A 13,315-nucleotide genomic window follows, 5' to 3' on the forward strand; every position below is an offset into this window, starting at 1 on the left:
GCGCCGGTAGGGTGGCGGGGATTCCAACCGGACGACGTGGTCCGGGAGTCCGCCCACGTTGCAAAGGTATCTCGGGCAAATGCGCATTGGTGTGCTCACCTCCGGCGGCGACTGCCCCGGTCTGAACGCCGTCATCCGCTCGGTCGTGCACCGCGCCGTCGTCGACCACGGCGACGAGGTCATCGGCTTCCACGACGGCTGGAAAGGCCTTCTGGAGTGCGACTACCGCAAGCTCGATCTTGACGCGGTAGGCGGCATCCTGGCCCGTGGCGGCACCATCCTCGGCTCCTCCCGGGTCCGGCCCGAGCATCTGCGCGACGGCGTGGAGCGGGCCAAGGGCCATGTCGCCGACCTCGGCCTGGACGCGGTCATCCCGATCGGCGGCGAGGGCACGCTGAAGGCGGCCAACCTGCTCTCCGAGGGCGGGCTGCCGATCGTCGGCGTGCCGAAGACCATCGACAACGACATCGCGTCGACCGATGTGACCTTCGGCTTCGACACCGCCGTCGGCGTCGCGACCGAGGCGCTCGACCGTCTGAAGACCACCGCCGAGTCGCACCAGCGCGTGCTGATCGTCGAGGTCATGGGCCGGCACACCGGCTGGATCGCGCTGCACTCCGGCATGGCCGCCGGTGCGCACGCCATCGTCGTGCCGGAGCGGCCGTTCGACATCCGCGAGCTGACCGAGCGCGTCGGAGAGCGGTTCTCGGCCGGCAAGAAGTTCGCGATCGTCGTGGTCGCCGAGGGTGCCAAGCCGCGTGAGGGCTCGATGGAGTGGGACGAGGGCGGCAAGGACGTCTACGGCCACCAGCGTTTCGCGGGCGTGGCCCGGCAGCTGTCGATCGAGCTGGAGGAGCGCCTCGGCAAGGAGGCCCGTCCGGTGATCCTGGGACATGTCCAGCGCGGTGGCACACCGACCGCGTACGACCGTGTCCTCGCGACCCGCTTCGGCTGGCACGCGGTGGAGGCCGCGCACCGCGGCGAGTTCGGCATGATGACCGCGCTGCGCGGCACGGACATCACCATGGTGCCGCTGGCGAAGGCCGTGGAGACGCTGAAGACCGTCCCGGCCGAGCGGTACGCGGAAGCCGAGTGCGTACTCTGAGAATTGGTGCATAACTGAACGAACTGCCCCCGGTCGCAGCAGCGGCCGGGGGCAGTTCTAGTCTGGTCCGGACAACAAGCGCGAATCAGGACGCTCCAGGAGTACACAGATGGATCACAGCGGGCACGGCATGACGATGGATCTGCCGCCGTTCACGCTGGGACGGGGCCTGGAGCTCTCGCCGGACCCCTTCTTCCTCGTCGGCTGCCTGGTGTCGCTCGGCCTGTACGGCTGGGGTGTGGTGCGGCTGCGCAGGCGCGGCGACAGCTGGCCCGTCAGCCGGATCGTCTTCTTCACGCTCGGCGTGCTCAGCGTGGCGCTGGTGATGTGCACCAAGCTGAACGACTACGGCATGGTCATGTTCAGCGTGCACATGGTGCAGCACATGGTGATCAGCATGCTGTCGCCGATCGTGCTGCTGCTCGGCGCCCCCGTGACGCTGGCGCTGCGGGCGCTGCCGGTCGCCGCGCGGCGTGGCAGCAAGGGGCCCAGGGAGCTGCTGCTCGCGCTGCTGCACAGCCGCTACATGAAGATCGTGACGCATCCGGCCTTCACCATCCCGCTCTTCATCGCGAGCCTCTACGCGCTCTACTTCACGCCGCTCTTCGACTTCCTGATGGGGTCCAAGACCGGGCATGTGGCGATGATGGTGCACTTCCTCGCGGTGGGCCTGGTGTTCTTCTGGCCGATCATGGGCGTGGACCCGGGCCCGCACCGGCCCGGCTATGTGATGCGGATGCTGGAGCTCTTCGCGGGCATGCCGTTCCACGCCTTCTTCGGCATCGCACTGATGATGGCGACCGAGCCGATGATCAAGGCGTACGAGAATCCGCCGGCCTCGCTGGGGATCGACGCGCTGACCGACCAGACCGCGGCGGGCGGCATCGCCTGGGCGTTCAGCGAGATCCCGTCGGTGATCGTGCTGGTCGCTCTCGTCTTCCAGTGGTACCGCTCCGAGCAGCGGCAGGCGAAGCGCCTGGACCGGGCCGCGGACCGGGACGGCGACAAGGAGCTCGAGGCGTACAACGCGTATCTCGCCTCGCTCCAGGCACGCGGAAGGTAGGGGGTCGTAGACGGGCAGTAGCGCGAAGCCCTCCTCACGGGTGACCATGGCCTTGGCGGCCGCGGTCGTCCGGAGGAGGGCGCACATGTCCGGTTCCACGAAGACCATGGGAGTGCTCACCGTCTCGACCCTGGTGGTCGTGACTGCCTATACGGCGGCACTAGGCAGCAATGGCTGGCTCTGGTTCGGCTGGGTGGTGCTCGGTCTGCTGACGATCGGGGTGATCGCCTCGCGCGGCAACACCTGATCGGCCGGACAGGGCCTAGAAACGGAAGACCGCACCCGTCGCCGCGTCGAGTTCGCACGCGTTGGCGTAGGTCTTGTTCCACGCCGTCGCCCGGCCCTGGTACGAACCCGTGGCGCCGACCGTGACCGGGTCGAACCGCTTGGTGCACGGATGCGGATCGCCCTGCAGCTTGTCCGGGTCGCCCCCGGCGGCGGCGAGCGCCTCACAGGCGGCCGCCGCTTCCGGATGCGGCCCGTCCGGCTGGGGTGCGCAGTTCAGCCGCACTCCTCGCATCCAGGCGCCTTCGGCGCCGGACAGGGTCAGGAAAAGACCCTTCGCCGGGGCGGGCTCGGCGGCCACGGCGTGGGCGGGAAGAGCCGTGGCGAGGGAGATCAGGGCGGCGGCGACAAGAGGGACGCTGCGGTGCATCCGGTGCTCCAGGTACTCGGGGACCGACGCACGGTCGGCCCGTGAGAGCCCAGAGCACCGTTCCGCCGTGGCGACGGCAAGGAACCGCGCGGGCCCGGTCGCGCGGACGGGCGAGCTGGTTCGCCCGTCCGGCCCCGGGCCGTCGCTCCAGCGTCAGCCGACGGCCACCGGCTCCCGACGCGGGGTCCGCGCGATGTCGCGGTCGCTGTCCTGCGGAACGGGCCGCAAGGCGGGCAGCGGCTTGAACTCGGGCACGGGCGGCAGCGGCGACGGAGCGGCCCGCAGGAGGCGCTCGGCCTGCTTCACCCGGCGGCTGAACCAGATCACCTTGCCGGTGGCGGTGCCGCAGGTCCCCCAGCTGTCGCTGAGGACCGCGACGGTGGCGAGTCCGCCCTTGGACGGGCAGGAACTGGTCAGCCGCGGCATGCTGCGGTCGTTGTCCGACACGGACGCGATCAGGTGCCGTCCGGTCCAGCGCAGCTCCACCACACAGGTCTTGTCGCCCTCGACGTGCTGGACGACGTTGCCGACGAGTTCGTCCACGGCTCGGCAGACGGGCGTGATGTGCTGCTCAAGGCTCCAGTGGCGAAGATGTGCTGCGAGAATCCGCCGGATCTGAGGGATCCGCTCTGTGGATGCCTGCACTTCCAAGGTGTAGCGGCAGGCGGCCTGAACGTGCATGACCGTGACTCCTCACCGTGACCAGGCCCATCTTTCGCTGTGACCCCCGAGTGCGAAGAGTGAGCTGCTGTCGCTTCTGGGTCACTGACCAGAGTGGCCTCGGGCCGTCACAACCGCAACACATCGCCCGACCGGAGCAGACCGCGAGTCCCGGCGCGCACGGTTACGGATGACGATCCGGGCACATAAACTGACCGTCCCCAAGATGCCGACTGACCTGGCACAACGCAGCCCCGATCCCGATCAGGACCGAGTGAGGAGCACCCTGAAGTGTTCTATTACGTGCTCAAATACGTCATTCTGGGGCCGCTGCTGCGGTTGCTGTTCCGGCCCAGGATCGAAGGACTTGAGCACATCCCGGCGGAGGGCGCAGCGATCGTCGCCGGCAATCACCTGTCGTTCTCGGACCACTTCCTGATGCCCGCCATCATCAAGCGGCGCATCACCTTCCTGGCCAAGGCCGAGTACTTCACGGGTCCCGGCCTCAAGGGCCGGATGACGGCGGCGTTCTTCCACAGCGCGGGCCAGATCCCCGTCGACCGCTCCGGCAAGGAGGCCGGTCAGGCAGCGATCCGCGAGGGCCTCGGAGTGCTGAGCAAGGGCGAGTTGCTGGGCATCTACCCGGAAGGCACGCGGTCGCACGACGGGCGGCTCTACAAGGGCAAGGTGGGCGTCGCGGTGATGGCGCTCAAGGCGCAGGCGCCGGTGGTGCCGTGCGCGATGGTGGGGACCTTCGAGATCCAGCCGCCCGGGCAGGTGCTGCCGAAGATCAAGCGGGTCACCGTACGGTTCGGCGAGCCGATGGAGTTCTCGCGCTACGCGGGCATGGAGAACGAGAAGGCGGCGATCCGCGCGATCACCGACGAGATCATGTACGCGATCCTGGAGCTGTCCGGCCAGGAGTACGTGGACCGGTACGCCGCCGAGGTCAAGGCGGAGCTGGAAGCGCCGAAGACGCGGAAGAAGCTCCCGTGGCGCAGAGGCTGAGAGCGAGACGTGGACAGCGGGATGGGAAGCAACGTGAGCGAACAGCACGACACCTACGCCAAGTTGATCGGGCTGCTGGATGAACGCGGTGCCGGCTACCGGGTCATCGAGCACGCGGAGCAGGGCGCGACCGAGGCGGTCAGCGCGCTGCGCGGCAACACACTGGCGCAGGCGGCCAAGTGCATCGTGGTGATGGTGAAGATCGGCAAGAAGCAGAAGCGGTACGTGCTGGCGGTGGTGCCGGGAGATCGCCGGCTGGACCTCGGCGCGGTGAAGACGCTGCTGGGCGGCACTTATGCGGGATTCGCCACGGCGGAGGTCGCGGAGCGTCTGGCGCGCAGTGTGAGCGGCACGATCCTGCCGTTCTCCTTCGACGCCGAGCTCGAACTGGTCGTGGATCCGGGCCTGTTGGTCCATGAGGAGATCTTCTTCAACGCGGCGCGGCTGGACCGTTCGCTGGCGCTGCGCACGGCGGACTATGTCGCGATCGCCGAGCCCCGTACGGCGGACATCGCCGGCTGAAGGCCCGAGCGCCTGGTGCGCAACGCGAAGGAGGGGCGGCCGTGACCGGCCGCCCCTCCCCCGTACCGCTGTGCCTTACGGCTTAGGCGTGGCGTGCGGAGTGCACGTCACATCGCTGCCGTCCAGCTTGCCGCTGAGCAGGTAGGCGTCCACCCGCTCGTTGATGCACGGGTTGACCAGGCCGGTCACACCGTGCGATCCGGCGTCCTTCTCGACGATCAGACGCGAGCCCTTGAGCCGCTTGTGCAGCTCGACGGCGCCCTCGAACGGTGTGGCGGCGTCACGCGTCGCCTGCACGATGAGCACTGGCGGCAGGCCCCTGCCCGTCTTCACGTTCACCGGCGTGTGCTGCTTGGACTGCCATGTGGCGCACGGCAGGTTCAGCCAGGCGTTCGCCCATGTCATGAAGGGGTACTGCGCGTGGAGCCGGGTGTTGTCCCGGTCCCACTTCTTCCAGCTGGTGGGCCACTTGGCGTCCGCGCACTCGACGGCCGTGTAGACGGCGTTGCCGTTCTCCGAGGCGATGTTGCCCGCGGTGTCGGACGGGTCGGGCGCCGCGGCGTCGACCAGTGCCTGGGTGTCACCGGCGACGTACTTGCTCAGGATCTGGGCGACGGGCACCCAGGCGGAGTCGTAGTACGGCGCACTCTGGAAGAAGTTGACCAGCTCGGCCGGGCCGACGACCCCGCCGAGCGGGGCCTTCTTGGCGGTGGCGCGCAGTTTGAGCCACTGCTGCTCGACCTTCTCCGGCGTGTTGCCGATGTGGAAGGTCGCGTCGTTCTTGGCGACCCACTCCTTCCAGTCGTCCCAGCGCATCTGGAAGGCCACGTCCTGGTCGAGGTTGGCCTCGTACCAGATCTTCTCGCGCGACGGGTTGACCACGCTGTCGACGATCATCCGGCGCACATGGCCCGGGAAGAGGGTCGCGTAGACGGCGCCGATGTAGGTGCCGTAGGAGACGCCCAGGAAGTTGAGCTTCTTCTCGCCGAGTGCGGCCCGGATGACATCCAGGTCGCGCGCGGTGTTCGGCGTGGTCATGTGCGGCAGCATCCAGCCGCTGCGCTCGGCGCAGCCGTCGGCGTACTCCGCGGCCAGCTTGCGCTGTGCGCGCTTGTCGGCCTCGCTGTCGGGCACCGGGTCGGCCTTGGGCGCCTTGACGAACTCCTGCGGGTCGATGCAGGAGATCGGGCTGGAGTGCCCGACGCCCCGCGGGTCGAAGCCCACGAAGTCGTACGCCTTGGACGTGTTGACCCACAGCGGGTTCTTGTTGGTGACGCGGGTCGGGAAGCGCAGGCCCGAGCCGCCGGGGCCGCCCGGGTTGTAGATCAGCGCGCCCTGGCGCTCGGCCGGGGTGCCGGTGTTGCCGATCCGGTCGACGGCGAGCTTGATCTGCTTGCCGCCCGGCCTCGCGTAGTCGAGCGGAACGGTCACCCAGCCGCACTGGATGGGCTTGGCGATGCCCCAGTCCGCCGGACAGTCCGCCCAGTCGATGCCCTTCTTGGCGGCCCGCTCGGCGGCGATCTGAGCGCCGCGCGCCTCGGACCAACCGCTCTGGCGGCTTTCGGCGTTGGCCGCCGGAGCCGCAATCGCCCCCGTTATGAGGGTTCCCGCGATCAGAGCGCCGGCCGAGCCGAGCGCTGCGGTACGTCTCACGTAGAACTCCCCCTTCTGTAGTCGAGTACTCCGGGGGATCCTTTCGTCTGTGGGGCGGGCGGGGACAGGGCGTACTGGTGTTTCTTTACCGAACCAATAACCGGTGCGTGAAGTCCCGCTGAGCGGTACGCGAATGTGCCGGGCCGACGGCCGTGCTCAGACGGGCAGTTCGGCCTCGAGTACCTCGTCCAGCAGCAGCCGCAGTTGACGTGCGTCGGGGGCGACGGCGGTGAGCAGCACGGCCGGACCGGCGAGCGGAGTCAGTGCGGCGGTCTCGCCGATCAGTCTCGGTTCTGCCGGTTTGTCGGTGAACGCCGGGTCGACGATGAGGAGTTGGCCCACCGCCCGGTGCCCGCCGAGTACCGCTCCGCCGTCCCAGCCGCCGGATGCGCCGGGGCCGTAAGCGAGCTCCTGGTCGAGGAGCGGACGGCCGGCGCGGTGGACGGTGAGGCGCGTGGTCAGGGTGCCGGGCTCTTCGCCGTACCGGCCGAGGATCTGTTCCTCGCGCAGCACCAGGCGTGCCGTGGCGGCGAGTTCGACCTGTGTGCGCATCCGCAGATCGCTGCCGCGGGCGGAGATGAGCTGTTCGGGCAGCCAGCGCAGCTCGGCGTCGTCGCCGACCGCCAACCGCACGTCGTAGTGGGCCTGTTCGCGTGTCCGTCCGGGCAGCGCGATGGTGGCGGCCGCGGAGTCGACGTCGAGGCGGGCGCCATCGCGCACCTCCGCCTCGATGGCGAGCCGGTCACCGCCGAGCGGCGCGCTCATCGCCCCGACCACAGTGACGCGCTGGTACGGTCCGGCGGCCCGGGTCCGGCGCACCGCGAGCGGGCCGTCGCCGTCCAGCACCGGCAGCCCGTCCCGGGTGGCGACGATGCGCGCGGTGGCCCGGATGCTCATGCGGTCCAGGCGGCGAGCTGCGTACGCACCCAGCCGACGACGGGACCGACGCCGTCCGCGCTCTTCAGCGAGGTGAAGGCGACGGGGAGTTCACCGCGCTGCTCCTTGGCGTCGCGGGCCATCCGGCCGAGGTCCGAGCCGACATGCGGCGCGAGGTCGGTCTTGTTGATGACGAGCAGATCGGCGGCTGTGACGCCGGGTCCGCCCTTGCGCGGGATGTCGTCGCCGCCGGCGACGTCGATCACAAAGATCTGGGCGTCGACCAGGCCCTTGGAGAACGTCGCGGTGAGGTTGTCGCCACCCGACTCGACGAGGATCAGATCGAGCGGGCCGACGGTCTCCTCCAGGTCCTCGACCGCTTCGAGGTTGGCGGAGATGTCGTCGCGGATCGCGGTGTGCGGGCAGGCTCCGGTCTCGACGGCCTGGATGCGCTCGGGCGGCAGTACGGCGTTCCTGAGCAGGAACTCCGCGTCCTCGCGGGTGTAGATGTCATTGGTGACGACGGCGATGGACAGCTGGTCGCGGAGTTCTCGGCAGAGCGCGGCGACGGTCGCGGTCTTGCCGGAGCCGACCGGTCCGCCGAGGCCGATCCGCAGGGCGCGCCGGGTGCCGTCGGGCCGCACGGCGTCGGCGCTGAGGGCGGCGGGAGAGTCGTGACTGTGGTCGAGGTGCATGGTGCGGCTCCTTGATGTCCTACGAGGCGAAGAGGCGTACGGGCCAGGCCGCGTGCTGTTCGGCGGTGATGTCGAGCAGCGGCGCAGACGCGGCGGGCAGCGCGCCGATTCCCTGGTGCGCCGCCGCCGCGGCCTGCTCGGCGACACGGTCCATGTCGGGTGTGAGCCGGGCGAGGACGGCGGTGGCCTCGAAGGGGTCCAGGCTGAGCAGTCGTACGGCGGCGGTGGCCGGGCCGCTGACCGTTTCGTACGCGACGCAGTGCGCGGCGTCCTCGGGGCCCAGTCCGGCGGAGCGGGCGGCGAGCCCGAGCACGACCGGCTGATGAGCACCGCGTGGACGGGCCGCCGCGAGCGCGGCGAGCTCGGCGCTCGGCCAGGTGGCGCGGGCTGCGCGCATCATCTGCCGGCCGAGCCGGCGGGCGGCGGCCCGCAGTGCGGGCGACGGGGTGCGGGCGTCGGCGGCTTCGTCGAGACGCAGCGGGTCGATACCGGCGGCGGCTGCTGCGGCCAGGGCCGCCGAGGTCAGGCCGGTGGTGTGCAGCCGGCCGCGGGAGAAGGCCTCCAGGTCCCGGGCGTTGCGGATCCGGCCCGCCTTGACGGCCGGTTCGGCGCCGCCGGAGTGTGCGTGGCCGCCGGCGGGGAACCGGCCGTCGGCGAGAACGAGCAGCGCGGCCCGCCCTGCCGGGCCGGGGCGGCTGTCGCCGGTGACAGTGCGGGTGTCCATGGTCAGAACAGGAAGTAGCGCTGGGCCATGGGCAGTTCGGCCGCGGGAGCCGGTTCGACCGGTTCGCCGTCGATCGACACCGTGAAGGTGTCCGCGTCGACCTCCACCCGCGGCAGCGCGTCGTTCTGCCGCATGTCCGCCTTGGTGACCCGCCGCGTGCTGGTGATCGGCACGTACTTCTTGCCCAGGCCGAGGCGTTCGGGCAGATCGTCCTCGATCGCCGCCTCGGCGACGAAGTTGACCGAGTTCGCCGCCGGGGCCTTGCCGATCGCGCCGAACATCGGCCGCGGCATCACCGGCTGCGGCGTCGGGATGGACGCGTTGGCGTCGCCCATCTGCGCATAGGCGATCTGACCGCCCTTGATCACGAGCTGCGGCTTGACGCCGAAGAAGGCCGGGTCCCAGAGCACCAGATCCGCCAGCTTGCCGGTCTCGACCGAGCCGATCTCCTGGTCGAGGCCCTGCGCGACCGCCGGGTTGATGGTGTATTTGGCGACATAGCGACGAGCACGGTGGTTGTCGGCGCGGCCGTCTCCGGGCAGTGCGCCGCGGCGCTTCTTCATCACATGCGCCGTCTGCCAGGTGCGCATGATCACTTCACCGATGCGGCCCATGGCCTGCGAGTCGGAGGAGATGATCGAGATCGCGCCGAGGTCGTGCAGGATGTCCTCGGCCGCGATGGTGGAGGGCCGGATCCGGGACTCGGCGAAGGCGAGGTCCTCGGGCACGGCGGGGTTCAGGTGGTGGCAGACCATCAGCATGTCGAGGTGTTCCTCGATGGTGTTGACGGTGTGCGGCCGGGTCGGGTTGGTCGAGCTGGGCAGTATGTGCGGCTCGCCGACCACGGTGATGATGTCCGGCGCGTGCCCGCCGCCCGCACCCTCGGTGTGGTACGCGTGGATGGTGCGGCCCGCGATGGCGGCGAGGGTGTCCTGGACGAAGCCGGCCTCGTTCAGGGTGTCCGTGTGGAGGGCGAGCTGGACTCCGGTCTCGTCGCAGACGCTCAGACAGGCGTCGATGACTGCGGGTGTCGCACCCCAGTCCTCATGAATCTTGAACCCGAGCGCCCCGCCGCGGAGTTGGGAGTGCATGGCCTCGCGGGACATCGTGTTGCCCTTGCCGAGCAGGCCGATGTTGACCGGGAAGGAGTCCAGCGCCTCGAACATCCGGGCAAGGTGCCAGGGGCCCGGCGTGATGGTGGTGGCCTTGGTCCCCTCGGCGGGTCCGGTGCCGCCGCCGACGAGGGTGGTGACGCCGGTTGCGAGCGCCTGGTCGACGATGGTCGGCGAGATGAAGTGGACATGCGCGTCGATCGCGCCCGCGGTGACGATCTTTCCGTTGCCGGAGATGACTTCGGTCTCGGGGCCGATGACCAGATCGGGGTGGACGCCGTCCATGGTGTCGGGGTTGCCGGCCTTGCCGATGCCGGTGATCCGGCCGTCGCGGATCCCGATGTCGGCCTTGACGATGCCCCAGTGGTCGATGATCAGGGCGCCGGTGACGACGGTGTCCGGTGCGCCTTCGGCGCGCGTCGTACGGGACTGGCCCATCGACTCGCGGATCACCTTGCCGCCGCCGAACACGGCCTCGTCGCCCGCGAGTCCGGGCCCGCCACAACGGTCCTCCTCGATCTCGACGAGCAGATCGGTGTCGGCGAGCCGGACCCGGTCACCGGTGGTGGGGCCGAAGAGATCGGCGTACACGGCACGACGCAGCTCAGGCACCTTCTACTCCGTTCTCCCCCAGAGCTGACGCCTGGGAGGTGCCCCCATCTCCGCCCGCTCGGCGCACGTGCGGCTCGTCGGACGTCTGCGGCACGGCGGCCTCGCGTGCGTCGCTCACATCGAGCGCGCCCCCTGTCTGTCCACGGAGGCCCGCGATGACGCGCCGGCCGGTGAAGGGGACGAGTTCGACGTCCACGGGGATGCCGGGCTCGAAGCGCACGGCCGTGCCCGCAGCGATGTGCAGCCGCTTGCCGTGGGCCGCCGCGCGGTCGAAGTCCAGGCCGGGGTTGGCCTCGGCAAAGTGGTAGTGCGAGCCGACCTGGACGGGCCGGTCGGCTGCGTTGAGCACGGTCAGCCGGGTGACCTCCCGCCCCTCGTTGAGGCGGACGCGCTCATCGGCGAACAGGATCTCTCCGGGAATCATCGGCGGCCCTCCCCCTCAGACGATCGGGTCATGGACGGTGACGAGCTTGGTGCCGTCCGGGAAGGTGGCCTCGACCTGGACGTCGTGGATCATCTCCGGGATGCCGTCCATGACATCGGCGCGGTCGAGGACCTTGCGGCCGGACGCCATGAGCTCGGCGACGGTGCGTCCGTCCCTCGCGCCCTCGAGGATGTGGGAGGTGATCAGCGCTACCGCCTCGGGATGGTTCAGCCTCAGTCCGCGCGCGCGGCGCTTCTCCGCCACGTCTGCCGCCACATGGATCAGGAGTCGTTCCTGCTCGTGCGGGGAGAGTTGCAACCCGCCCACCTCACCGTTCGTTGTAACCGCTCACGGACGGAGCGCGACACTTCCGGAGATCAACATTCCGTTGACGTGGATGATCTCCGCGGCCCCCGGAGGCGTCACGTTAGTAAGAGAGTTTTTCCATTGCGTTAACGAGCCTCGGGCAACTGCATCGACATGAGCGCCCGGAGCCCGTTCTCCAGGACCTCGACGCTCACATCGCCGAAGAGCGCCTGCTGAGCGATGAAGCCCTGCACCGCCGCGATGAGCGTGCGCGCCACCTGGTCCGCCTCCACGTCGTCCGCGCCCATCAGGCCGTTGTCGCGGTAGGCGTCCACGAGCTTCGCCCAGGCCAGGCGCATCCCGCCGTAGCCCTCGTCGAGGATCGCGCGCAGTTCCTCATTGCGCAGCGTCTCGGTCCACACCTGCAGGACCAGCCGCGCGAAGGCCCTGTCGTCCCCGCCGGGCAATTGCTCCGCGAGCACCCTGCGCAGGACACGGCCGAGCAGTACGTCGGGAGTCGGCGGCGGAGTCGTCCGGGCCGCGTCGTCGAAGGCCTCGCGGATCCCGCTGAACGCCCCCTCCGCGATGGCCGACACCAGCTCTTCCTTGCTGCGGAAGTAGCGGTAGACCGCGCCGGCCGACAGGCCCGCCTCACGCAGGACGTCCTGCATCGATGTGGCGTGGAAGCCGTTGCGGGCGAAGCAGCGGGCGGCGCCGTCGAGGATCTGCCGGCGGCGTGCGTCGAGGTGTTCCTGGGATACGCGGGCCATGGAAGAAAACTAAAACGAACATTCATTCTTGACAAGGACGAGCCTCGGAGGGACAGTGACGCCAGGAGATAAAACGAACGATCCTTCTCTTTGAATCGAGGGGCCCCCATGTCCGCCACACCCACTCGCCGCACGGTCGCGGTGATGGTCCTGATCCCCGCTCTGGCGGCGCTGGCGCTGTGGGCCTTCGCCTGGCCGGCCTCCCGAACCGCGCCGCGTGAACTGCCGGTCGGCGTCGCGGGCCCGGCGGCCGCGGCCGCTCAGGTCGAACAGCGACTCGAGGAGCGCGAAGGGGCCTTCGACGTTCACCGCTACGACGACGAGACCGCCGCTCGCACCGCGATCAAGGACCGGGTCGTATACGGAGCGGTGGTCGTCACTCCGCAGGGTCCGCAGCTGCTGACCGCTTCCGCGGGCAGCCCGGTGGTGGCCCAGCTCCTCACCCAGGCCGTCACCGCACAGGCTCCGGACGGGACGGCGGTGAAGGTCAGCGATGTCGTGGCGACGCCCGCCGGGGATCCGCGCGGCAGCGCGCTGGGCTCGAGCATCCTGCCGCTGGCGCTGGCCGGGGTCGCGGCCGGATCAATCGTGACGCTGCTCGGCCTGCGCGGAGGCCGGGCGGCGGCGGCCCTGACCGGCGCCGCGATCGTGGTCGGACTGACCTCGGCCGCGCTCGCCCACAGCTGGCTCGGTGTGCTCACCGGCAACTGGTGGGCGGAGGCCGGCGTGCTGGGGCTGACCGTGCTCGCCGTCGGCGCGGGCATGGCCGGACTCGGCGCACTGCTCGGCACCCGTGGACTCGCCCTGGGCGGACTGCTGATGGTGCTGCTCGGCAACCCGTTCTCGGGCGCCGCGAGCGCGCCGGAACTGCTGCCCGAACCGGTCGGCATGATCGGCCAGTGGCTGCCGCCGGGCGCGGGCGCGACACTGCTTCGCTCGGTGGCGTACTTCGGCGGCAACGGCGCGGGTGCGGCGGTCCTCACGGTCTCGCTCTGGGCCGCGCTGGGGCTGGCGGCGGTGCTGGCGGCCGGCCGGCGCGGCGCACAGCGTGCAACTCCCGCCGAACACCGGGAAGACAGGCTCGTACCGGTGGGTTGAACCTCTCGGACCGGCCGCGTGCCCCCGCTGTA

The 13,315-nt window shown here is 70.1% G+C and carries 15 protein-coding genes and 1 pseudogene; 6 read left to right on the forward strand and 10 right to left on the reverse strand.

Translation table 11 applies throughout. The annotated features are described in order from the left end of the window. Positions 1 to 79 precede the first annotated feature (79 nt). From ACH4YL_RS02745 to ACH4YL_RS02755, 3 genes are all read left to right on the forward strand, one after another. Entirely contained in the window at positions 80 to 1,105 is a 1,026-nt protein-coding gene (locus tag ACH4YL_RS02745; RefSeq protein WP_398504082.1) for a 6-phosphofructokinase, read from the forward strand. Between the two features lie 109 nt (positions 1,106 to 1,214). Next, a complete protein-coding gene (locus tag ACH4YL_RS02750; protein ID WP_398504084.1) occupies positions 1,215 to 2,168 on the forward strand; it encodes a cytochrome c oxidase assembly protein in 954 nt (317 codons plus the stop codon). 85 nt (positions 2,169 to 2,253) lie between these two features. Further along, positions 2,254 to 2,415, forward strand: coding sequence for a hypothetical protein (locus ACH4YL_RS02755; protein ID WP_398504086.1), 162 nt, complete (start codon positions 2,254 to 2,256; stop codon positions 2,413 to 2,415). 15 nt (positions 2,416 to 2,430) lie between these two features. Here the strand turns inward: ACH4YL_RS02755 and ACH4YL_RS02760 are convergent, their stop codons facing one another. Further along, entirely contained in the window at positions 2,431 to 2,823 is a 393-nt protein-coding gene (locus tag ACH4YL_RS02760) for an SSI family serine proteinase inhibitor (RefSeq protein WP_398504088.1), read from the reverse strand. Between the two features lie 153 nt (positions 2,824 to 2,976). Beyond that, positions 2,977 to 3,504: an ATP-binding protein gene (locus ACH4YL_RS02765; RefSeq protein WP_398504090.1), complete on the reverse strand. Its 528-nt coding sequence runs from the start codon at positions 3,502 to 3,504 to the stop codon at positions 2,977 to 2,979. Between the two features lie 270 nt (positions 3,505 to 3,774). Between ACH4YL_RS02765 and ACH4YL_RS02770 the strand changes: the two genes are divergently transcribed. Further along, positions 3,775 to 4,491 carry a lysophospholipid acyltransferase family protein gene (locus tag ACH4YL_RS02770; protein WP_398504092.1) on the forward strand — a complete coding sequence of 239 codons (717 nt, stop codon included), beginning with the start codon at positions 3,775 to 3,777 and terminating at the stop codon, positions 4,489 to 4,491. Positions 4,492 to 4,512: 21 nt separating this feature from the next. Next, positions 4,513 to 5,013 (forward strand): YbaK/EbsC family protein, encoded by a 501-nt coding sequence (locus ACH4YL_RS02775; protein ID WP_398504094.1) that lies wholly within the window; start codon positions 4,513 to 4,515, stop codon positions 5,011 to 5,013. A gap of 75 nt (positions 5,014 to 5,088) precedes the next feature. Here ACH4YL_RS02775 and ACH4YL_RS02780 read toward each other — a convergent pair whose 3' ends face one another. The 8 genes and pseudogenes from ACH4YL_RS02780 to ACH4YL_RS02815 all read right to left on the reverse strand — a co-directional run bounded on the left by ACH4YL_RS02780 (position 5,089) and on the right by ACH4YL_RS02815 (position 12,185). Then, positions 5,089 to 6,666 carry an alpha/beta hydrolase gene (locus ACH4YL_RS02780; protein WP_398504096.1) on the reverse strand — a complete coding sequence of 526 codons (1,578 nt, stop codon included), beginning with the start codon at positions 6,664 to 6,666 and terminating at the stop codon, positions 5,089 to 5,091. A gap of 156 nt (positions 6,667 to 6,822) precedes the next feature. Continuing rightward, positions 6,823 to 7,563, reverse strand: a complete 741-nt coding sequence (locus ACH4YL_RS02785; protein ID WP_398504098.1) for an urease accessory protein UreD — start codon at positions 7,561 to 7,563, stop codon at positions 6,823 to 6,825. Then, the gene (gene ureG / locus ACH4YL_RS02790) at positions 7,560 to 8,237 is read right to left on the reverse strand and encodes an urease accessory protein UreG (protein WP_398504100.1); all 678 of its coding nucleotides are present in this window, start codon (positions 8,235 to 8,237) and stop codon (positions 7,560 to 7,562) included. The genes ACH4YL_RS02785 and ureG overlap by 4 nt, the downstream gene beginning before the upstream one ends. Positions 8,238 to 8,256: 19 nt before the next feature. After that, positions 8,257 to 8,961, reverse strand: a complete 705-nt coding sequence (locus ACH4YL_RS02795; RefSeq protein ID WP_398504102.1) for an urease accessory protein UreF — start codon at positions 8,959 to 8,961, stop codon at positions 8,257 to 8,259. A 2-nt stretch (positions 8,962 to 8,963) separates the two neighbouring features. Further along, positions 8,964 to 10,685: an urease subunit alpha gene (locus ACH4YL_RS02800; RefSeq protein ID WP_398504104.1), complete on the reverse strand. Its 1,722-nt coding sequence runs from the start codon at positions 10,683 to 10,685 to the stop codon at positions 8,964 to 8,966. Between the two features lie 118 nt (positions 10,686 to 10,803). After that, a pseudogene (locus ACH4YL_RS02805) lies at positions 10,804 to 11,109 on the reverse strand (urease subunit beta); the annotation flags it as partial. A 15-nt stretch (positions 11,110 to 11,124) separates the two neighbouring features. Beyond that, a complete protein-coding gene (locus ACH4YL_RS02810; protein WP_398504106.1) occupies positions 11,125 to 11,427 on the reverse strand; it encodes an urease subunit gamma in 303 nt (100 codons plus the stop codon). Positions 11,428 to 11,561: 134 nt separating this feature from the next. Further along, positions 11,562 to 12,185: a TetR/AcrR family transcriptional regulator gene (locus ACH4YL_RS02815; protein ID WP_398504108.1), complete on the reverse strand. Its 624-nt coding sequence runs from the start codon at positions 12,183 to 12,185 to the stop codon at positions 11,562 to 11,564. 108 nt (positions 12,186 to 12,293) lie between these two features. Here ACH4YL_RS02815 and ACH4YL_RS02820 point away from each other — a divergent pair, with 108 nt between their 5' ends. Continuing rightward, a complete protein-coding gene (locus ACH4YL_RS02820; RefSeq protein ID WP_398504109.1) occupies positions 12,294 to 13,283 on the forward strand; it encodes an ABC transporter permease in 990 nt (329 codons plus the stop codon). Positions 13,284 to 13,315 lie beyond the last annotated feature (32 nt).

The organism is Streptomyces sp. NPDC020681 (assembly GCF_044334895.1).
Classification (GTDB): domain Bacteria; phylum Actinomycetota; class Actinomycetes; order Streptomycetales; family Streptomycetaceae; genus Streptomyces.